The following is a 19,177-nucleotide window of genomic DNA, read 5'->3' as shown; positions in this document are numbered from 1 at the left end:
TCATGCGTTATGATCTTGAACCTCGCCCGCGGCGCGTCTTGACGGGCTTGCTAAGTTCTTCCAGTACGGCCGCAGAGTCATCCCACCCAATACACGCGTCCGTGATGCTCTGGCCATAGGTCAACGAGCTCGGGTCATGCTGGCCCGGCGTGAATTTCTGCGCACCAGCAAGCAGATTGCTTTCAACCATGATCCCAAAGACGGATGCGCTGCCGCTGCTGACTTGCTGAGCCACGTCCTTCGCAACATCGATTTGCTTCTGATGTTGCTTGCTGCTGTTAGCGTGGCTGCAATCAACCATCAGTGAGCTACGAAGCCCGGCCGCCTCCAACTCGCGGCAGGCGGTCGCGACGGAATCCGCATCGTAGTTCGGCGCCTTGCCGCCACGAAGGATAACGTGGCAGTCTGGGTTGCCCTTGGTGTGCACCGTCGCCACCTGGCCGTTCTTATGCACTCCAAGGAAATGGTGCGGACGCGACGCAGCCTGAATCGCATCGATCGCGATCTTGGTATTTCCGTCCGTGCCGTTCTTGAAGCCAATCGGCGCCGAAATACCCGACGCCAATTCCCGGTGGATCTGGCTCTCAGTCGTCCGGGCACCAATAGCACCCCACGAAATCAGATCGCCAATGTACTGAGGCGAAATCACGTCCAAGAACTCGCCAGCCGCTGGCAACCCCAGGCGATTGATATCAAGCAGCAAGCTACGCGCAATCCGCAGACCCTCATCGATGCGGTAGCTCTCATCAAGGTACGGGTCGTTGATCAGCCCCTTCCAACCCACCGTGGTACGCGGCTTCTCGAAGTACACGCGCATCACGATCTCAAGCGAGTCCGCATAGTGCTCCCGCTGCGCCATCAACCGCTTCGCATACTCGAGCGCCGCCTGCGGATCGTGAATCGAGCAAGGCCCCATGATCACCAGCAGCCGGTCATCCTCACCATGCAAAATGCGCGCGATACGCTGACGCGTCTGGGTCACCAGAGTCTCGATAGGCGTACCGCTGATGGGAAAGAAGCGAATCAGATGTTCCGGCGGAGGCAACGGAATGATGTCTTCCACATGAGCGTCATCTGTCACGCTGGTGCGATCGGACGCCGCCAGCCGCCCGTTGGCGATGACGGGCGGAGTGTTTTGTGGGTCATTCATGGTGAAACTCCTGAGGAACTTGGAAATGCGGCAGGTCAAGGATGAGAGTCTAGCTCAGGAGGGTATTCGAAAGATGCTATGAGAGAGTTGACAGGTTCAGACAGTGGTCTTTCACGGGCTCTTCGCGACGGCGTCCCACAGCGGAGACACCCATGACGACTGCACGGTGAACCTCATGAGATTTGGTCCATTAGGTTGCTGTGTTTTGAAACTAGGCGGGAATCGACGAAACTACTGCGGTTTGTTCGGTGCTAGTTAGATAGAAAGTCCAGGAACGGGCTGTTGGTCATAGCCTTTCTCTTAACCGGATTGTGAGTTTCACAGGTTTGTTAGCGTTCCTCTACCGGTCGCAGAGAGGAGCCACGACCGGAAGGAACTCAGCAGGCATATCTCCGCCTAAGGATTAGTCGCAGCCCCCTACCAAACAAGTACAAACAGACCCCAGAGGGGTAGGGATGCAAGTCTCAACACAGCATGCCGGCATCAGCGTGGCCCCATATCCCAGAAAATCTATGTCCGGTTGATGAATGTTTTTGCCCTTCTGCGAGAGTCTATCTGAGGGGGGAAGGCAAATTGGAAGGTTCATAGCCACTCCAAAAGAATAACTATTTATTGAATCGAAAGACGGAACTTCTCTGTCAATCGCAGCCGCCGACCGCACACACACAACCCGCCAATGTGCAAAATTCCACGCAACAAGCAGGAGTAACCATTTGATAATAGTATTGAGCTTCGTAGTAAAAATTGTTGTCCGAATTTTCGAAAAAATAGGTTCTGTCAACAGGTTCTAGAAAGGTTGGAGGCCGCATATTAACTCCTTTGAAATTTTTTGCATAAAAATAGATTAAAAATTAAATCGATAATACTTATGCGAGTCCGGCGCTTGATACATGCCACGTCCGAACAGGTCCTACCATGACGGGCATGACGTCACTAACGTCAACAGTAAATCTAAATGCTCGACTAGCTTTGGTAAGTCTATTTGAAGGGTCAAAAAATATAAGAACAACATCATAACAATCCGACTCCGGCCTACATATTGGACTTCTTTCAACAGTCGGGGTATCTCGCAGGACGAGACCCTCCGCAATGGCTCGGTCAAAGACCTTTGCAACTTGCCATGCTTGAGTCGCGCTGTAATTTAGAGCCCTGTCCGCGCCACTTTGTCCAAGGTTTCTAAGTTCAAAATACACTCTATTTAAAAAATCGATTAAATAATTTTTGTTATCAACGGTTTTAATTTTGTCGGAATTAGAATCTTTCTGTCGTGTTGAGCAGGTGTCAGCTAAGTGTTCGACACTCCAGTCATACATTCCGCGAAGGTCTGGATGCAGGGTGGGTACAACATAGCCATTCAAAAGACGCGTCGTGCCAGAAATTAATCCAGGGATCGAGATAAGATCGATTCGGTTGTCACCATCCCCGAAGAATGTCATGTATGCTTCCCTGAGCCGCCTTGATATTTCTGTCGCGTACGGGCCGGACGTTTTGATGCAATAGATAGGAGTAGTGTCTAATTTAACTACCCACGATAGACCGGCATCAAATTCTGGATTATTGTCTAGAAAACTTTTGATCAATTTTCTATCGTTATGATTTTCGCGTGGGTTGGATTCATCGCGTTGCCACGCGTTTAGATGTTGAAGGAATGAGTCGCGCCGGGCTTCCGTGCCAAAATCAATATCTAATTGGCCAAGGACGTATGCCAACCGGGCGGCATTCCCCTTGCCGCAATTACACGCGGCTTCATCTTGGCACGCCGGAGCTATTTGATTCTTGCCGCTTAGCATTGGCGCGATCTGGGTTTGCGCTTCTTCAGCCATGGGCAATACATTTTCAGAGGTGGTTTTTTCCATGAAATCTCCTCTTGTGGTGGAATTGATGGCGGTTCCTCGAATCCCATTTAAGCCGAGTCTAGATATGACGTTATTAAGATTTAACTTCTTTCCTGGCCATGGTTGGCAGTCTTGGCAATTTTCCCCCGCGCAGCAGTTATCCGCCTCTTCAAATATTATATTTGCGATTTCTAATGGGCGAATTTCTATATTATTTTCTTGTAAAGTTGCCATTAGGCGTGCGACGACTGAAGAAAAAATCGCCGTGGAAAAGCTGGTACCATTTCTTTCAACGACGCCGCCTTTCGCGTTTGGCACTGGAATCTTTGATCCGGGCATCAATATTCCAAATTTGCTGTAATCTTCTCCAAAATTGGATGTTTGTAGTAGCCTTCCGTCTTCATCGGTCGATCCTATTGGAACCACTCCTTTTATGGCTGCCGGTAAGCTCAAACATGAGCATCCATCATTCCCTGCTGCGGCAACGACGAGGATTTTCAAACTTTCACATCGCGATATCTCTCGTTTTAAAATGAGATCAGATAATGCTGAGTTGGTAGGTTGTGCGCCACTGATGTTAATAATATCGGATCCTTTCTCGATCGCGTATCCTATGGCCGCCGACAGCATCATTTGTGATGCGCCTTGAATTCTTCCAAATTCATCATCAGAATAGATAGGAATGGATAGTCCGGTGCACAAATGACTCAATCCGCGATAATAAGTGTCAGGTTGTCCGAATAGAATGCTTGCTATTTGGATCCCATGTTCAGCGGCACCTCCCTCCGACGTCTTGCTTAACTGAAATATATCCTCCTGAGTTAGAAGACTTTCGCTCAAACATGGATCATTCAAGTTCACAGGGCCATCTAGAATCGCCACTTTTATCGAAGGTGCTCCTGGGGAGAGAGAGGAGAGCAGATTCATCTCGACCAAATAGTGTTTCGAGCGCTCTCATAAAATCTATCTTCTCTCTAAAAATTGAATTCTTCGATGTTGGAAAAATTACAACAAATATCAGAAAAGTCAAGATGATTTGTAATCTAAAGATTCAATAGAGTGTCTTGTGTGGTTTCATTTTTTTAACATTTTTATGCCTGTAAGTGATTTTGAAGAGATGAGAAAGTCAAATAGGTGACTCTTCGGTAATTAATCCCTACCAAAGGAGGGGGCTTGAAGGGGCGCCTGTCGGGTACGAACACGTTCATACTTTGTCGTCGTCTCAAGCTAACCGGCCGATGGGGAAACGCTGTTGAGATGAATTGCCCAGGCACTTCTAGCACTATGACGAAGGTTGTCTGACCTGATGAGTCGGCCGATCGTCCTCATCGTCAACATAGCCATTTACATCTGTGATCCCCTCCGACCACTAAACCCAGATCGCACCCCATCTGACATTTCGAGCATCCCACCACTCGAAATGTCACCCAAACTGTATTTTGTACTCCAAATAGACACTTCAATTTGACGTGTCCCGCTGGAACAATCTGCCTCGGCGTTGACACAACTGCATTCAATAAGCAGTTGGCATCCCCTCCAACAGCACAAGAAAAACATCAGGCCTGACAAAGGCGACACAGCCCCTGGCGAGCGGGTTGTGAATCGTCTCGGCCATTCAAAACCGGCGCGCATCAAAGACCGGTTCACGAATCACCACAGAGGGAAACCGAGAGCATGAAGAGAGAGCTGGTAGCAATGGCCCTGGCGGGCCTGGGTTGTCACGCGTATGCGCAGACGTCCGTCACGCTGTATGGCGTGGCCGATGTGGGCGTCGAGTACGTGAATCATCAGAAGGGCGCTGGTAATAGCGTCGTGCGGATGCAGTCCGGCAATATGTCGGGCTCGCGCTGGGGTCTGCGTGGGGCGGAAGATCTCGGTGGCGGTCTGCGCGCGATCTTTGCGCTTGAGAGCGGCTTTAACGTTGACGATGGCAAGAGCGGGCAGAGCGGTCGCCTGTTTGGTCGTCAGGCGTGGGTCGGTCTGGATTCGCAGTACGGCACGCTGACGCTCGGTCGCCACAACACGCCGATGTATGACATTGGCGTGCAATACGACCCGATGGGTATTTCCACGCGCTACTCGATTGGCGTGCAGGACGACACCTTTCAATCGCGCGCGGATAACTCGATTAAATACGTTGGCAAGGTCGGTCCGGTCACTGCCAAGCTGATGTATAGCTTTGGCGCGGACGGTACGTCCGGTGTGAATGGCGAAGTGCCGGGCAATCCGAAAGTGGGTCGTGAATACGGCGCGAGCCTTGCGTACGAGAGCGGTCCGCTTGCTATCGCTGCCGTGTATGACGAGCTGGATGGCAAGACCGTTGCTACCGCGGACGATCGCACGCGCAAGGCTGCGTTGGTCGGCACCTACGTGATTGGTCCGGTGAAGTCGTACCTTGGTTATCGCTACGCGCACTTCCAGATTGCGCCGACGCCGAGCACGTCGTCCAACCTGTATTGGGCTGGCGCTTCGTGGGACATTACGGCTGCCTGGTCGCTGACCGGTGCCGCGTATTACCAGGACTTCCGCAAGTCTGGCGCGGATCCGTGGCTGTTCATCGTGTCGGCGGATTACTCGTTCTCCAAGCGTACCGACGCATATTTGAACGTTGCTTACACGCGCAACAAGGATGGTTCTGACCTCGGCACTGGCGGCTTTGGCAGCACGGTGCCCGGCAAGAATCAGACCGGTGTGCTGCTGGGCATCAGGCATCGTTTCTGATGTCGTGATCGCTTAGGGCTTCCTTAGGCGATCGCAACAAACTTTCCTTGTCCTTTTAAACGCCGTGGCGTCGCGCCCCGGCGTTTTTTTGCGCTTGCATGCGCGATAATGGCTGCTTGTTTATCGTCGGACACGCCATTACTCATGCCTGCTTCCTCTCCCGCGAAGGTCGCCGGTACCGCCGCGTTTTCCAAGTTCATGGTGGTGCTGCAACAGGTTGCCGATGCCGAGGAACCTGTCACGATCGCCGCGCTTGCGCGCGATGGTGGGTTTCCGCGTCCTACGGTGTATCGCATCGTTGCGGCGCTGGTGGCCGAGGGGATGTTGTGCGAGAACCCTCGTGACAACACGTTGTCGTTGGGGCCGCGATTGATGCAGCTTGCGAGTCGTAGCTGGTCGCGGTCGGATTTGCGGGTGGCGGCGGTGGAGGCGCTCAAGACTTTGCGCGATGTCACGGGTGAGACCGTGCATCTGGCTGTGCCTCACGGCAATACGATGATTTATATCGAGAAGCTCGAGAGCCCGAGTGCGGTGCGGATGGCGTCGCGTATTGGGACTTCGGTGTCGATGCATTCGACTGCGGTGGGCAAGGCTTATATGTTTGCGCTCGCGCAGGATGCGCTGGACGAATTGATTCCGCAACTTGCGTTCACGCGTTATATGCCGAACACGATTGGCGATGCGAAGACGTTACGCAAACAGCTGGATGCGTTTCGTGCGCAGGGATGGTCGGTGGATGACGAGGAGAATGAAGCGGGGATTCATTGCTTTGGCGCGCCGATTGTCGATGCACAGGGGCGACCGTTGGCTGCGGTGAGTGTGAGTACGTTGCGCTTTCGGCAGAAAGAAGATCCGGTGGCGGCTTATGTTCGGCCGTTGGTGGAGGCTTGTCGGGAGATTGGGGTGAGGGTGGGGGAGACGCCAGCGTTGGCTGGCGGTCGAGATGTTTGAAGCGTGGGTTGCCCTCACCCCCGGCCCCTCTCCCCGAGGGAGAGGGGAGCAAACAATAGGGATTTAAGTCACCCTCTCCCCCGGCCCCTCTCCCTCAAGGGAGAGGGGAGCAAACCGCTGGTATGCGATGCTTTTGCGCTGGCATTGACCTGCGGCGTCTCCCTCCGGGGAGAAGGGAGCAAAACGTTGGCATGCGCAGCGCTCGCGTCGGAGAATGTCGCGGCCGCACATGCGCGACAGGTCGCGCAACCCCGCACGAAACGTGAGCAGGGCGGTCACGACGCTCAACTCACCATATACCCACCATCCACCGGCAAAATCACGCCTGTGATAAACGCCGCCGCCGGTGCGCACAGAAACGCCACTGCCTGTGCAACATCCTCCGGTTTCCCCCAACGCCCCAGCGCCGTGCGCTGAAGAATCGGCCCCGCACGCACCGGGTCGTCCTGCAACGCCTGCGTAAGCGGCGTTGCAATCCAACCCGGCGCTACCGCATTGACGCGGATGCCATCCGCCGCATACGCAAGCGCCAGCGACTTGGTCAACTGCGCCACGCCGCCCTTGCTCGCCGCATAGCCCGGCACCAGCGAGCCGCCGAAGAAGCTCAGCATCGACGCAGTGTTCACAATCACGCCTTTGCGCGCGGCCAGTAGCGGTCGCGCGGCGGAGCAGATGCGCATGGTGCCGGTAAGGTTCACGTCGAGCACCTGTGCGAACACCTCGATCTCGTGCTCGGCGCCGCGGCGGATGATGCCTGCGCAGTTCACCACGATGTCGAGGCCATCGAAGCCGCCGATCAGCGCGGCGACGTCGGCGTCCTTGCTCACGTCGGCAAGCTGCACATCCACCGCGCCGTCCAGCGAACCGTCGCCGCGATCGATGCCGGTGGCGGTGACGCGCGCGCCAAGGCTCGCGAGCCGGTTGGCCACGCCCGCGCCGATGCCCTGCGTCGCGCCGGTGACCAGCGCGCGCTTGCCTGCGAACAGATTCGACTCAAATGTCATGGATTCAATCCCAACTTGGCGATCAGGGCCTTGAAGTAGGCATCGTCCTTGGCGATCGCATTCTTAAACTCATCCTGATCCGCATACGCGAAACCGAGGTTCTGCTTGTCCATCATCTCGCGCAGCGCGGGCTCTGCCGCGGTTTTGGCCGCAGCGGTGCGCAACACGTTGATGACTTCCGGCGGCGTGCCCTTCGGCGCGCCGATGCCGCGCCACGTGCCAATCGACAGATCGATCTTGCGTTCCTTGAGCGTGGGCACGTTCTCGAAGCCCTTCACGCGCTGATCGGCCATCACGGCGAGCGTCTTGAGCTTGCCGGCGGACACGTACGCATAGACCTCTGCGGGGCTTACCGTCACCGCATCGATATGGCCGCCGAGCAGCGCGAGCACTGCCGGGTTACCGCCCTGGAACGGAATATGGTTGAACTTGGTACTGGTCTTGTCTTCGAGCGCCGCAGCGGCCAGATGCCAGATCGAACCGTTGCCCGCATTGCCGACACGCATACCGCCCGGATTCTTGCGCGCGGCCTCGAGGAACTGTTCCACCGTGGTGTATGGCGAATCGCTGCGCACGGTAATGGCCGACGGGTCCGCGTTCAGGCGCGCGACCGGCGTGAAGTTCTCGTACGTGAGCTTGGTCAGCCCGAGGTGAGGGACGATGGTCAGGTCCGCAGTCAGCAGCGACAGCTTGTAGCCATCGGCCTTGGCGTTGGCCACATCGGCCCAGCCGATCGAGCCGCTGGCGCCGGGCTTGTTCACCACGATCACGCTCTGCGGCAGATGCTTGCGTGACGATTCAGCGAACGCGCGCGCCAGCGCGTCGGTGCCGCCGCCGGCCTGGAACGGCACGACGAGCTCGACGCTGTGGCTCGGATAGGCGCTCTGCGCCTGCACGGTGGGGCCGGCGAGGCACGCGGCGGTCAGCGCAATGCCGCAACCAAGGCGGAACGCGAGGGTTTTCATGAGGCTGGTCTCCTGTGTGATCTTGTTTGGTTGGCCCGTGGTCGGATGCCAGGGTCCCGTTTGCACTGCGGGTCATGCCGGTGATGCTTGTGCTGCATTTGCCAATGGGAATACGAACTCAATACGACCTCAATACGACCTCAATACGTCGCGCGGCCTCCGGAGAGATCGAAGATCGCGCCGGTGTTGAATGAACACGAGGCGGAGCACAACCACAGCACCATCTCTGCCACTTCCTCCGGTTCGCCGAGCCGATGCATCGGGCTCTTGTCGATCATCGTCTGGACGTGGGCCGGGGCCATTTGCTCGAGCAGCCGCGTGCGCACTGCGGCGGGCGCGATGGCATTGACGAGCACGCCGTTCATCGCGAGCTCCTTGCCGAGCGATTTGGTCAATGCAAGCACGCCCGCTTTAGCGGCGCTATAAGCGGAGGCGTTGGGCGTGCCTTCCTTGCCCGCAAGCGATGCGATATTGACGATGCGTCCGCTGCCGGCCTGCCGCATCGCGGGCACTACCGCATGGCATGCGTGGAACACGCCAACGAGGTCGATATCGATGATGCGTTGCCATTCGACGGGATCGTACGCATCGAGCGGCACGGTCGGGCCCGCATAGCCGGCGTTGTTGACGAGGCAGTCGATGCGACCCCAGCGGGAGAGGGCGTCCGCGGTAGCCGCGCGTAGCGTGTCGGGTTGCGTAACGTCGACAGGGCTGAACAGGCCATCGCCGGTGGCATCCAGCGTATTCGGCAGATCCCACACAATCGCCGTCGCGCCATGCGCGCGCAGTCGCGCGACGATCTCCGCGCCGATACCGGAGGCGCCGCCGGTGACCACTGCCACCGTGGCGGAGAAGTCGTATCGCGCGAATGGGCCACTGTGCTGCGCGGGCAGCGTGCCCACGGGTTTCAACGCCGCTGTCATCGAATGAACTGATCGGTGTAGTCCGCTCCAAGGCCAACGGCCTCGAAATGCTTGCGGCACATCTCGATCTTGGTGAACACATCCTCGTAGCCCATGCCCTTGCCATATGGGTCGGTGTAATACATCACGCCGTTCACCTGAAAATACGTGATCATCTCTTCGACATCGGGCGGCACGTAGAGCGTATGCGTCTCGCCCGGTGGCTCGAACACATAGCTGCCTTCCACAGCTTCCCAGTCATGCTCGAGATATTTCCAGCGGCCCTTGAGCACAAAGCCATGCACAGCCTGCGGATGGCGATGCCGACTCAACACACCGGACTTGCGCACGCGCAGCAGATTCATCCAGTAACCCTGGCTCGCATTGAGGCACAACGGCCGAAACCACACGTTCTCGGCCTGCGGCACCCACAGCCGCTCATCAGTCGGAATCGCCTGCGGCACTACGATTTCGGGCAGCGCGTTGGGCGGATTCGGGTACTGGTAGGGCGTCAGCGGTTCAGCGTCAGTCTTCTCAAGCGGCATCGGGGACCATCCTTTTGTCCATATTATGGAACTACAAACTACAATATGGACTTATTTTAGGGGTGGTCAGGGCCGCCTGTGGGATAGGACTTTCCCTATTTGTTGTCCCTAAATGAGGTGTTGCTTGCCCTCTAGGCGGCACGCGAAGATAATTCGTGACGTAGCGGCGTCGCGGTTTAAACGATCCGCTCGGCCCGGAATGCCTGCGACAAAATGCGTCGTGATCGTAAGCGTACTTTGAGTACGTCAGGCCCGGGTACCGCAACCATTCTCAATAGCCTCCCAAACGGGAGGCTATTTTCTTATGGCCATCACGATTTATCTCGACGAAAGCGGTTGTCTCGGTTGGCGGTTGGACGCTCCATAGCAGCGAGGAGGCTCGAGCCGACATTTCACGTTGGCTGCGGCAATCATTCCGGATGGAATGGAGCGCGTGCTGAGCCGGCCCATGCGGGGCCTGTATACCAAGCGTAAACGGCCACTGCAACGCGAGTTGAAGTCGGTAGAGATGTCGGCGGGAGAGCGGATCGGGTTTGCCGAAGGCTTGTCGCGTATCGCAAAAGATCGTCCCGATGTTCACTTCTGTGCCATTACGGTCTGCAAGACGAACGTGAATCCCGCGTTCCGCGCGCACCCAAATGGGCTGTACAACTACATGGCCAAGCTGCTGCTTCTGGACATCATGGGGGACCACGAGACGGTCTGCTTCATCCCCGATGCCAGGTCTCTCAAGACCGAGTTCAAGCATGCCATGCATGACTATCTGCGGACTGAATTGGCAGTTCGTGGCGCTGCCACGCGGTTGCAGACAACGCCATGGGAGAGCAGGGACTGTCTGCCTTTGCAGTTCACCGATGTGCTGGCTGGCATCGTTTGGGCGCATCACGAGTTTGGCAATAGCGAGCCGTACCGAATCTCTCGCGATGTCATCCGTCAACGAACACTGTTCTTCCCTCGGGCTGCAAGTTGTTAGAACCCGTTTGCACCCGCTACGCTATATAGTCACGCATCATTCCCAACTTCTAGTTGCCAAATATGGACAAGGCGCGCGTGTTGACGTTGTTCCTCGGGGTCGTGCGGGCGAAGAGTTTTGCGCAGGCGGCGGTTGAGGCCGGCGTAACGCCGCAGGCGGTGAGCAAAGCGGTGCGGACGCTCGAGGATGAGCTTGGGGTGCGGTTGCTGCATCGGACCACGCGCAAGTTGAGTCTGACGACTGAAGGAGCGCGGTTGTTCGAGTTGGCGGACCCCGGTATGCGGCAGCTCGACGAAGCGTTGGAGCAGGTGCGTAGCAGCCGGCGTGAGGACGATGGCATGTTACGGCTGACCGCGCCGCATTCGGTGGCGGTGCGGGTGCTGGTGCCGTTGATCAGGCAGTTTCGTCAACAGTATCCGGGCATCACGTTCGATGTGGTGGCCAGCGATCTGTTCACCGATCTCGTGGAATCGCGCATTGATGTGGGGTTTCGGGCAGGCACGAGTCCTGGGCAGAACCTCGTTGCGCGCAAGTTATGCGATTTGCCATTGCTGATCTGCGCTTCGCCGGACTACCTCGCCAAGCATGGCACGCCCAAGAACGCCGACGAGTTATTGCGGCACGACTGCACCGGCTTCCGGCGGCCCGTTACGGGCCGAATGATTCCGTGGGAGCTGACTATCGATGGGGATCTGGTCTACCTCGAGGTGCCCGCGGTGGCCACGTTCAACGATGTGGAGACCGAGATCGAGGCCGTGCGCGCTGGGGTTGGCATCGGGCAGTTGTCGGCTTACATGGTGCAGGACGATCTGACTGCCGGCCGGCTCGTCGCGATCTTGCCGCAGTACGACAGCAATAACGTTGGGCTCTATATGTATTACCCGCACCGCACGCACATGCCGGTGCGTGTGCGGCGGTTCATCGATTTTGTCGTGGCGGCTAGTCGCGGCCCGGGAGACCTGTTGCTGGGCCTCGGGGGGACGTCGATCGTTGCGCCGGCGGGGCGCAAACGCCACTGACAACCGACAACCATTGGTTGTCAGTGAATCACCATTCATCGCTCTAGTGTGTTGATGGGGCAGCTCCTACATTGGTTCTCAACGGCGACACGCTTAGGTTTTCAAGCGCAGCCGCACCCAAGTTGAATCTCACCAATCTCAGGAGTTTGATCATGACGTCTCATCTTGCACGCACGCTTATCCTGGCCTCGATGACGCTGACCATCGGCGTCGCGCTGTCTGGCAACGCCTATGCCGGTCAGGACCGCAGCGGTGTCTCCGCGCCCCCGTCGCGGACGCTCGAAGTGTTCGATCATCTTGCACATGCCGAGCGTATCGGTGCGCGCGATGCGTACACCGACGGTGCACGCATCGGTCCGCGTAATGCGTTTGCTGACGGGGCCTAAGGCTGACTATCAAGCGGATTTCAGGGAATCGGCATCCAACGGGTAGGTGCGGAAGCGCTTGCCCGTGGCCGCGTGCACAGCGTTGAGCACGGCCGGCGCCACCACGATGGTGCCGACTTCGCCGGTACCACCGGGGTCAGCCTGGCTCGGCACGAGGTGCACGTCCATCGCCGGCATCTCGTTGATGCGCAGTGCCTGATAGTCATGGAAGTTGCTCTGCATCACGCGACCCTTGTCGATCGTGATGCGTCCATACAGCAACGCCGTCAGCCCATACACCTGCCCACCCTGCATCTGCGTGATCACACCATCCGGATTGATGGGCTGCCCGCAATCTACCGCAGTGACCAATCGCTTGACAGCTAACTGACCATCCTTGCTGACGCTGACTTCCGCCACCGTCGCAATGTAGGCGCCCCATGCATTGGCCACGCATACGCCCATCCCGCTGCCGGCCGGTAGCTTCTTTCCCCAGCCCGCTTTCTCGGCCGCGAGGTTGAGCACGGCAAGTGCGCGTGCATCCTTCCCCAGCATGCCGCGTCTAAACGCGACGGGGTCCTTGCCCGCGGCGTTGGCGAGTTCATCGATAAACCCTTCGGTCACGAACACGTTATGCGTCGGCCCCACACCGCGCCAGTTGCCGGTGCTTAGCCCCTTCGGCGGCTCCGACGGCACGAACTCGACGTGGCGGTTCGGAATGTCGTAAGGCGTCTCGGCAGACTCCACCGCATCGCCATCGATATCCTTGACCCACACCGACGCATAGCGCGTGATCACCGCCGAGCCCGCAAAACGATGACTGAACGCGATCAGCTTGCCGTCTTTGTCGAGCGCGCCCGAGAACTCGTCGCGAAAGAATGGCTTGTAGTAATCGTGCTGGATATCTTCTTCACGGCTCCAGATCACCTTGACCGGCCCCTTGACCTGCGCGCCAATGCGGGCGGCCTGCTCAACCCAATCCGCCTCCAGCTTGCGCCCGAAGCCACCACCGATCAGGAAATTGTTGACGGTCACCTTTTCGACCGGAATGCCGAGGGCCCGCGCCGCGAACTGCTGCGCGCGTGCCGGCGCCTGCGAACCCACCCACACCTCGCAACTGCCATCGTGCACATGGACCGTGCAGTTGAGCGGCTCCATCGTCGTATGCGCGAGTGGCGGCGCAAAATAGACCGCCTCGATGCGCTTGGCCCCGGTGGGTGCCACCTTCGCAACATCGCCATCGTGATGCGCGATCTGGCCCTTGCCCTTGAGCGCCTGTTCCAACTGACTGGCCCACACCGCGTTCGAGAAATTCGCGTTCTCGCCCTCGTCCCACTGGATCGCAAGCGCCGCAAGCCCTTTCTTGGCCGCACCGTTGTGATCGGCCACCACGGCCACGGCGTCATCGAGCTTGACCACCTGCCGCACGCCCTTGATCGCCAACGCCTTGCTGTCATCGACGCTTTTGAGCTTGCCGCCGAATACCGGGCATGCCGCCACCGCGGCGATCTTCATGCCGGGCACGATCGCATCGATACCGAACTTCGCGGTGCCATTGACCTTGCTGGGCGCATCGAGCCGACGGATCGACTTGCCGATGACCTTGTACTCCGCGGGCTTCTTGAGCGTAACGGTCTGTGGCACCGGTAGCTTGGCCGCGTCGTCGGCCAGCGCGCCATAAGCGAGCTTGCGGCCAGTGGGCACATGAATGACCTGGCCATTCTCGGCCTTGCAGGTATCGGGCGAGACATTCCAGCGCTGCGCCGCAGCCTGCACGAGCATGATGCGCGCGGCAGCGCCGGCGGTGCGCATCTGCTGCCATGCGCCACGAATCGACGCTGAGCCGCCAGTCACCTGCAGCTTGAACAGCGGGTGGCCATAGCGTTGTTCATCGGGCGGCGCGGCCACCACGGCGATGGTCTCGGGATGCACCTCGAGTTCCTCGGCTACCAGCATCGGGATCGAGGTGTAAGTGCCCTGGCCCATCTCGGTGTACGGCACGGTCACCGTGACCTTGCCATCGCGCGCGATGGTGACGAACGCATTGGGCGCAAAGCCAGCATGCGACGCTGGCTCCGCGGCGTCGGCCTCGCGCACGAACATCGGCAGATGGGCACCGATCATCAAGCCGCCTCCAACCGCGGCGCTGGCAACGAGGAACAACCGACGTGAGGCGGACGGAGAGGCGGACTGAGAGGCGGACTGAGAGGCGGACTGAGCGGTGGCCTGAGAGGAGGGAGGATTCTTCGTCATGCTGCCACCTTCGCCGGCTTGTTCGCGGGTTTGCCGCCGGCGGCGTCCTTGATCGCTGCCTTGATGCGCGCATACGTGCCGCAGCGGCAGATATTGCCGGACATCGCGGCGTCGATATCGGCGTCGCTCGGACGCGGGTTGGTGGCCAGCAGCGCCGTGGCGGACATCACCTGCCCGGACTGGCAGTAGCCGCACTGCGGCACGTTGTGCGCGATCCATGCGGTCTGGATGCGCTTGCCCGCAGGTGTCTTGCCAATGGCTTCGATCGTCGTGATCTCGGCGGTACCGACGGCCTGCACCGGCGTGATGCACGAGCGGATGGGCTTGCCGTTCTGATGCACGGTGCAGGCACCGCACAGCGCCATGCCACAGCCAAACTTGGTACCGGTCATCAGCAGAACGTCACGGATGACCCAGAGCAGCGGCGTATCGCCATCCACGTCGACAGTCCGACTCGTGCCGTTGATTTTCAGGGTGTAGCTCATGGGAAGGCCTCTTCTTTCAGGAGGGGGAAATCGCGAGCGCATGCTCGATGGCGCCGACCATCGCGGAAGGCAGGAACGGTTTCTCCAGCAGCGCTGCCGCGTGCAGCAATGCGGCTTGCTCGCGGCATGCATCGTCGGCCGCCGCGGTCATAAAGATCACCGGCATGCGGTAGCCGGCGGCCAGCAGCGAGGCGTAGAGCGCAAAGCCGCTCATGAGCGGCAGCTCGATGTCGGCGATCAGGCAGGTGGTGGCGGCGAGTTTGGCGGACTGCAGGAACGCGCGCGGGGTGGCGTAGAGCGCAACGGGCAGGCGCAGCGACCGGATCAGCCCGCCGAGCGCCGTCCGGACTCCGGGATCGTCCTCTACAACGGAGATCAGCGGCACCAGGGTGGACGGGTTCGGCATGGGCGTCAGTGCTCAGCGATGTGCGAACGATGGCATGTGGTCAATGTATGTGCAGGCGCGCGCGCGGGCTTTACCACCACGGTCGGCTCGAACTCATACCAAAGTCGCAGATGACGCGCCGAAGCACAGCTTTTTGTGGCGGGCGCCGCCCAGTCGGCATACATTTTCTGAGTAGTCAGAAGAACATGCGCGGATTCGCCAAAGGTACGAGGGGGTACTGTGACGTTCCATGCCATTCCCACCGGTCCTTCCCAAGTCGAGGAGGAAGGACTCGTGCTTGCCGTTGATGACGACGCCGCCATGCGCAGGGCGCTGGCCAACCTGTTTCGATCGGTCGGACTGCGATACGAGACACTTTCTTCCGCCGAGGAGCTGCTGGCGCTGACACCGCCGGACCTGCCAACCTGTCTGGTGCTGGACGTGCGGCTGCGCGGCATCAGCGGCCTGGAGATCCAGGCGCGGCTGCGGCAGCGGCAGCATCCCATCCCAATCGTGTTTATCTCGGGCTATGCCGACTTTGCGATGGGCGTCGCCGCGATGAAGGGTGGCGCATGCGACTTTATCGCCAAGCCATTTCGTGACCAGGAACTGCTCGATGCGGTGCATCGCGCACTCGACGTCGATCGTATGCGCCGTTTGGCGGAGTTGCGCGTGCGCGCGCTGCGGGCCCGCTTCACGCAACTCACGCCGCGCGAGCAGGAGGTGATGTCGCTGGCTACTGCGGGTTTGCTCAACAAGCAGGTAGCGAGTGCGATCGGCATTACCGAAGCGACGGTCAAGATTCACCGCGGGCAGGTGATGCGCAAGATGCAGGCGGATTCGTTCGCGGAGCTCGTGACGATGGCCGACGCGCTTGCCGTGCGCGGCGCACGGGCGCTACCGGTATGACGACGGGCATCGCGGCCGGCATGACGACGCCCGGGCTGACGCTGGCGCGCACGGGCTCACATGGGGTACTGCTGGTGTGCGCGGTGGTCGCCTTGCTGGTGGTGCTGACAGTCGCGGTGTTTATGCTGGCCACGCGCTTGCGCGAAGGCCGCCGCGAGATCGAGCGGCAACGTGCGGCCTTTGCACGGCTGCAGGACACGCTGACGCATGTCAGTCGGCTGGCCACGCTTGGCGAGATGGCAGCATCAATTGCACACGAGATTCGTCAGCCGCTGGCGGCAATCTCGCTCGACGCGGATGCCTCGCTGCGCTGGCTGTCGCACGACCGGGTGGATCTGAAGGAGGTATCCGACGGGCTCGAACGCATGCGCGACGAGGCGCTGCGCGCGGAGCGTGTGGTGCGTGGCTTGCGCGCGCTGAGCCGGCGCACCGGGCGCGACGTTGCGCCCATGTCGTTGCGCGAGGCGTGGGATGAGACCGTGCCACTGGTGCCGCTTTCGCGGTTGTCGCACGTCGAGCGCATGGACGTGGATATCGCCCCTTCGCTGCCCGACGTACTGGCCGATCGTGTTCAGGTGCAGCAGATCATGCTGAACCTGCTCACCAATGCGCTGCAGGCGGTGGCCGCGGCGATCCCGCCATCGACGTTGGGGGCGAGCTCGCAGCCCGCGCCACGGGTTGGACACCTGCGGGTGCGCGCGTATCAGCCCGATCGCAACGGACCAGTCTGGTTCGAGATCACCGATAACGGCATCGGCATCGATCCGCGGCATTTACCGCGCATCTTCGAGCCATTCTTTACGACAAGCCCCGAGGGTATGGGCATGGGTCTCGCGATTTGCCAGCGCCTTGTGGAGGCACACGGCGGTGCGATGACTATCCGCTCGAGCGAAGGCCGGACTACCGTCGCCTTCTCTTTACCCGCGTTGCCACTCGGCCCTGCGGCCCCGTCCGGGGGCGCGTCCGGTGGCAAGAGCGGGGAGCCACGACAGGCTCAACCTGCGTTGGACTTGGTGCCCGATGCCTTGCGGGCTTCCTGCAGCTGATGCTGCAGTTGCGCCTGCTGAACCTGCTGCTGGTGTGCGTAGGTGCGGGCGCGCTCGATGACGGTCCAGTCAGGGCCGGCAAACGCGGAAACGGAAGAAACCAGGGCGGCAGTGCCGACGAGAGCAAGAAGGACGCGTTTCATTTTCAACTCCAGATGGGTGGGACAAGACCAATGCGTTAAGCGATGGCTTAAGAATGGACGCTGCCTCCCATTGGGTCAAAGACCCATTTCCAATATCCGTCATAGGTTGAACCAATAGTTCGCCAGCGTGCAGGAGGCGAAGATACCGGACCCATTGGATGGAGTTTCCGAGTCGTAACCGGAACTATTCAAATTGCCGGATACGTGACGGATAGATTGATGGCATGCCCCCTAATGGTGCTATTTACCCGCCTGCCATCGAGGTTCGCTGCGAGCTGTTGTCATGGACGTGCCACATTGCGACCGGGTCGCAGATTGGCCGTGTTCTGCTTCCATGCCGAGAACACCCCGTCCAGACAGTCGAGCGTCGTGCACGCGTCGCGCTGCCGCCGGAAGGCCGTCACATCCGCGTCGCTGATCTTCTGCTCGCGCAGCAGACGCTGCTGATCGGCAAAGATCCGGCGATATCCCATCGACAACAATGCGTGATCGCAGATCAGCTGCTCGGCGGCTGAGGCACTGCTGCGTGTGGTGGGGTCGCAGGTGATATCGATGCCCTGACTTTGCGCGTGGGCGAGGGCGGGGGCTGCGATGAGAAGCGAGACAAACAGGGGATGAAGAAGCCGGTGCATCGAGGAGGTTCGGCGGGGCCGAAGCGGGATGATGTGAAACGGTCAACAGTGTAGCGCGGTCGGTGGGGCACACCGCGAACGCCGGTGACAATCCCACTCCGGTAGGGCGGCGGCCGTAACGGTAGGAAGCATCCGATGCAACGTCGAGATGCGGTCGAATTTTCCCTTATCGAAGATTAACGGCGCGCCTTCATCAGACTTGAGGTCGCCGCGGCGCGGGCATCGGCCTGAGCGCGGCGCTGGTGCTTCGTTTCAGCGTGGTGGCAGTCTGCTTGCGTCCCGTTACGGCCGCAACGCTTTAACGCTCGATACGTTCCGAATAAATATTCCAATAGCCGTTCGTATGAAAGTTGCGGCATTTTGACGAATGCCAAAGATGTGTGGATCAGTGCTTTTCGATAAATTTTTCGTTTGCTATCTTGGCGCCGCCATTGCGCGTCGCACAAGAATGAAATACCAAAAGCGGCTCGCGTAGATCAAGAAGAAAGAAGGAGCGGGTCGTTGTATCGAATTTGCGCGCGCGGAGCGCTGGCAGGACTGATGTGGTGCGCCATGGTTACGCCTTGCCTTGCGGCAGGGGTTGTTGCCGACGGCAGCACCTCGACGACGGTCACAACGGGTGCTGGCGGACACATCACGGTGGGCGTCGCTGCAGCAGTGGGCGGCGTGTCCACCAATAACTATCGTGACTTCAACGTCCCGCGTGCGGGTGTCGACCTCGATAACACTGCAGCTCGTGCGCGCACGATTCTGAATCAGGTCACGGGCACCAACCCATCGTTGCTGGAAGGTCCTCTCAGCGTACTGGGGCCGCGCGCGAACGTGGTGATCGCCAACCCGAACGGCATCAGCGTTGACGGCATGGTCGTCCGCAACGTCGGGAATCTTGCGCTG

At 59.2% G+C, this 19,177-nt stretch carries 19 protein-coding genes and 1 pseudogene; 8 read left to right on the top strand and 12 right to left on the bottom strand.

Annotation, left to right across the window (positions count from 1 at the left end):
• Positions 1-7: 7 nt before the first annotated feature.
• Both LDO41_RS13170 and LDO41_RS13165 read right to left on the bottom strand, forming a co-directional pair.
• Positions 8-1,150 carry a 3-deoxy-7-phosphoheptulonate synthase gene (locus LDO41_RS13170; RefSeq protein ID WP_223988767.1) on the bottom strand — a complete coding sequence of 381 codons (1,143 nt, stop codon included), beginning with the start codon at positions 1,148-1,150 and terminating at the stop codon, positions 8-10.
• Between the two features lie 866 nt (positions 1,151-2,016).
• Entirely contained in the window at positions 2,017-3,912 is a 1,896-nt protein-coding gene (locus tag LDO41_RS13165; protein WP_223988765.1) for a cyanobactin maturation protease PatG family protein, read from the bottom strand.
• A 747-nt stretch (positions 3,913-4,659) separates the two neighbouring features.
• On the opposite strand from LDO41_RS13165, the gene LDO41_RS13160 reads away from it, so the two are divergent.
• Complete coding sequence (locus LDO41_RS13160) at positions 4,660-5,706, top strand: porin (RefSeq protein ID WP_223988763.1); 1,047 nt, start codon at positions 4,660-4,662, stop codon at positions 5,704-5,706.
• A gap of 23 nt (positions 5,707-5,729) precedes the next feature.
• On the opposite strand, the gene LDO41_RS13155 is transcribed toward LDO41_RS13160, so the two are convergent.
• A complete protein-coding gene (locus LDO41_RS13155; protein ID WP_223988761.1) occupies positions 5,730-5,906 on the bottom strand; it encodes a hypothetical protein in 177 nt (58 codons plus the stop codon).
• On the opposite strand from LDO41_RS13155, the gene LDO41_RS13150 reads away from it, so the two are divergent.
• Complete coding sequence (locus LDO41_RS13150; protein ID WP_223988758.1) at positions 5,905-6,657, top strand: IclR family transcriptional regulator; 753 nt, start codon at positions 5,905-5,907, stop codon at positions 6,655-6,657. The two genes, LDO41_RS13155 and LDO41_RS13150, sit on opposite strands and share 2 nt — an antisense overlap.
• Positions 6,658-6,941: 284 nt before the next feature.
• Here LDO41_RS13150 and LDO41_RS13145 read toward each other — a convergent pair whose 3' ends face one another.
• The 4 genes from LDO41_RS13145 to LDO41_RS13130 form a co-directional block, all read right to left on the bottom strand.
• Complete coding sequence (locus tag LDO41_RS13145) at positions 6,942-7,661, bottom strand: SDR family NAD(P)-dependent oxidoreductase (RefSeq protein WP_223988756.1); 720 nt, start codon at positions 7,659-7,661, stop codon at positions 6,942-6,944.
• Positions 7,658-8,626, bottom strand: a complete 969-nt coding sequence (locus tag LDO41_RS13140; RefSeq protein ID WP_223988755.1) for a Bug family tripartite tricarboxylate transporter substrate binding protein — start codon at positions 8,624-8,626, stop codon at positions 7,658-7,660. The genes LDO41_RS13145 and LDO41_RS13140 overlap by 4 nt, the downstream gene beginning before the upstream one ends.
• 140 nt (positions 8,627-8,766) lie before the next feature.
• Positions 8,767-9,549 carry an SDR family NAD(P)-dependent oxidoreductase gene (locus LDO41_RS13135; RefSeq protein WP_223988753.1) on the bottom strand — a complete coding sequence of 261 codons (783 nt, stop codon included), beginning with the start codon at positions 9,547-9,549 and terminating at the stop codon, positions 8,767-8,769.
• A complete protein-coding gene (locus LDO41_RS13130; protein WP_223988751.1) occupies positions 9,546-10,073 on the bottom strand; it encodes a 2,4'-dihydroxyacetophenone dioxygenase family protein in 528 nt (175 codons plus the stop codon). Before LDO41_RS13130 ends, LDO41_RS13135 begins: the two co-directional genes overlap by 4 nt.
• A 385-nt stretch (positions 10,074-10,458) precedes the next feature.
• Between LDO41_RS13130 and LDO41_RS13125 the strand changes: the two are divergent.
• The 3 genes and pseudogenes from LDO41_RS13125 to LDO41_RS13115 all read left to right on the top strand — a co-directional run.
• Positions 10,459-11,046: pseudogene (locus LDO41_RS13125) on the top strand (hypothetical protein); the annotation flags it as partial.
• 62 nt (positions 11,047-11,108) lie between these two features.
• A complete protein-coding gene (locus tag LDO41_RS13120) occupies positions 11,109-12,065 on the top strand; it encodes a LysR family transcriptional regulator (protein WP_223988746.1) in 957 nt (318 codons plus the stop codon).
• Between the two features lie 152 nt (positions 12,066-12,217).
• On the top strand, positions 12,218-12,451 hold the full coding sequence (locus LDO41_RS13115) for a hypothetical protein (RefSeq protein WP_223988744.1): 234 nt from the start codon (positions 12,218-12,220) through the stop codon (positions 12,449-12,451).
• Positions 12,452-12,460: 9 nt separating this feature from the next.
• Here the strand turns inward: LDO41_RS13115 and LDO41_RS13110 are convergent, their stop codons facing one another.
• From LDO41_RS13110 to LDO41_RS13100, 3 genes are read right to left on the bottom strand one after another with little or no spacing between them, the layout of a single operon-like run.
• Positions 12,461-14,683, bottom strand: a complete 2,223-nt coding sequence (locus tag LDO41_RS13110; RefSeq protein ID WP_377741588.1) for a xanthine dehydrogenase family protein molybdopterin-binding subunit — start codon at positions 14,681-14,683, stop codon at positions 12,461-12,463.
• Positions 14,680-15,168, bottom strand: coding sequence for a (2Fe-2S)-binding protein (locus tag LDO41_RS13105; RefSeq protein WP_223988740.1), 489 nt, complete (start codon positions 15,166-15,168; stop codon positions 14,680-14,682). Before LDO41_RS13105 ends, LDO41_RS13110 begins: the two co-directional genes overlap by 4 nt.
• A gap of 16 nt (positions 15,169-15,184) precedes the next feature.
• A complete protein-coding gene (locus LDO41_RS13100; RefSeq protein ID WP_223988738.1) occupies positions 15,185-15,574 on the bottom strand; it encodes a response regulator transcription factor in 390 nt (129 codons plus the stop codon).
• A gap of 273 nt (positions 15,575-15,847) precedes the next feature.
• Here LDO41_RS13100 and LDO41_RS13095 point away from each other — a divergent pair, with 273 nt between their 5' ends.
• Entirely contained in the window at positions 15,848-16,462 is a 615-nt protein-coding gene (locus tag LDO41_RS13095; RefSeq protein WP_223988736.1) for a response regulator transcription factor, read from the top strand.
• Positions 16,459-17,508 carry a sensor histidine kinase gene (locus tag LDO41_RS13090; protein WP_223988734.1) on the top strand — a complete coding sequence of 350 codons (1,050 nt, stop codon included), beginning with the start codon at positions 16,459-16,461 and terminating at the stop codon, positions 17,506-17,508. The genes LDO41_RS13095 and LDO41_RS13090 overlap by 4 nt, the downstream gene beginning before the upstream one ends.
• Here LDO41_RS13090 and LDO41_RS13085 read toward each other — a convergent pair.
• Entirely contained in the window at positions 17,457-17,651 is a 195-nt protein-coding gene (locus LDO41_RS13085) for a hypothetical protein (RefSeq protein ID WP_223988732.1), read from the bottom strand. The two genes, LDO41_RS13090 and LDO41_RS13085, sit on opposite strands and share 52 nt — an antisense overlap.
• Before the next feature lie 281 nt (positions 17,652-17,932).
• Positions 17,933-18,283 carry a hypothetical protein gene (locus LDO41_RS13080; RefSeq protein WP_223988730.1) on the bottom strand — a complete coding sequence of 117 codons (351 nt, stop codon included), beginning with the start codon at positions 18,281-18,283 and terminating at the stop codon, positions 17,933-17,935.
• A 552-nt stretch (positions 18,284-18,835) separates the two neighbouring features.
• Here LDO41_RS13080 and LDO41_RS13075 point away from each other — a divergent pair.
• On the top strand, positions 18,836-19,177 hold a 342-nt coding region (locus LDO41_RS13075), incomplete at its 3' end, for a two-partner secretion domain-containing protein (RefSeq protein ID WP_223988728.1).

The organism is Cupriavidus pampae (genome assembly GCF_914271485.1).
GTDB classification, from domain to species: Bacteria; Pseudomonadota; Gammaproteobacteria; order Burkholderiales; family Burkholderiaceae; genus Cupriavidus; species Cupriavidus pampae.
Note: the sequence above shows the minus strand (reverse complement) of the source record. Positions and strands in the feature narration are given on the sequence as shown.

Coding starts and splice junctions, on each gene's coding strand:
- LDO41_RS13150 (WP_223988758.1), top strand. CDS start 5,905: ATGGTGGTGCTGCAACAGGTTGCCGATGCCGAGGAACCTGTCACGATC.
- LDO41_RS13120 (WP_223988746.1), top strand. CDS start 11,109: ATGGACAAGGCGCGCGTGTTGACGTTGTTCCTCGGGGTCGTGCGGGCG.
- LDO41_RS13160 (WP_223988763.1), top strand. CDS start 4,660: ATGAAGAGAGAGCTGGTAGCAATGGCCCTGGCGGGCCTGGGTTGTCAC.
- LDO41_RS13145 (WP_223988756.1), bottom strand. CDS start 7,661: ATGACATTTGAGTCGAATCTGTTCGCAGGCAAGCGCGCGCTGGTCACC.
- LDO41_RS13130 (WP_223988751.1), bottom strand. CDS start 10,073: ATGCCGCTTGAGAAGACTGACGCTGAACCGCTGACGCCCTACCAGTAC.
- LDO41_RS13115 (WP_223988744.1), top strand. CDS start 12,218: ATGACGTCTCATCTTGCACGCACGCTTATCCTGGCCTCGATGACGCTG.
- LDO41_RS13105 (WP_223988740.1), bottom strand. CDS start 15,168: ATGAGCTACACCCTGAAAATCAACGGCACGAGTCGGACTGTCGACGTG.
- LDO41_RS13170 (WP_223988767.1), bottom strand. CDS start 1,150: ATGAATGACCCACAAAACACTCCGCCCGTCATCGCCAACGGGCGGCTG.
- LDO41_RS13155 (WP_223988761.1), bottom strand. CDS start 5,906: ATGAACTTGGAAAACGCGGCGGTACCGGCGACCTTCGCGGGAGAGGAA.
- LDO41_RS13085 (WP_223988732.1), bottom strand. CDS start 17,651: ATGAAACGCGTCCTTCTTGCTCTCGTCGGCACTGCCGCCCTGGTTTCT.
- LDO41_RS13100 (WP_223988738.1), bottom strand. CDS start 15,574: ATGCCGAACCCGTCCACCCTGGTGCCGCTGATCTCCGTTGTAGAGGAC.
- LDO41_RS13135 (WP_223988753.1), bottom strand. CDS start 9,549: ATGACAGCGGCGTTGAAACCCGTGGGCACGCTGCCCGCGCAGCACAGT.
- LDO41_RS13140 (WP_223988755.1), bottom strand. CDS start 8,626: ATGAAAACCCTCGCGTTCCGCCTTGGTTGCGGCATTGCGCTGACCGCC.
- LDO41_RS13080 (WP_223988730.1), bottom strand. CDS start 18,283: ATGCACCGGCTTCTTCATCCCCTGTTTGTCTCGCTTCTCATCGCAGCC.
- LDO41_RS13090 (WP_223988734.1), top strand. CDS start 16,459: ATGACGACGGGCATCGCGGCCGGCATGACGACGCCCGGGCTGACGCTG.
- LDO41_RS13165 (WP_223988765.1), bottom strand. CDS start 3,912: ATGAATCTGCTCTCCTCTCTCTCCCCAGGAGCACCTTCGATAAAAGTG.
- LDO41_RS13110 (WP_377741588.1), bottom strand. CDS start 14,683: ATGACGAAGAATCCTCCCTCCTCTCAGGCCACCGCTCAGTCCGCCTCT.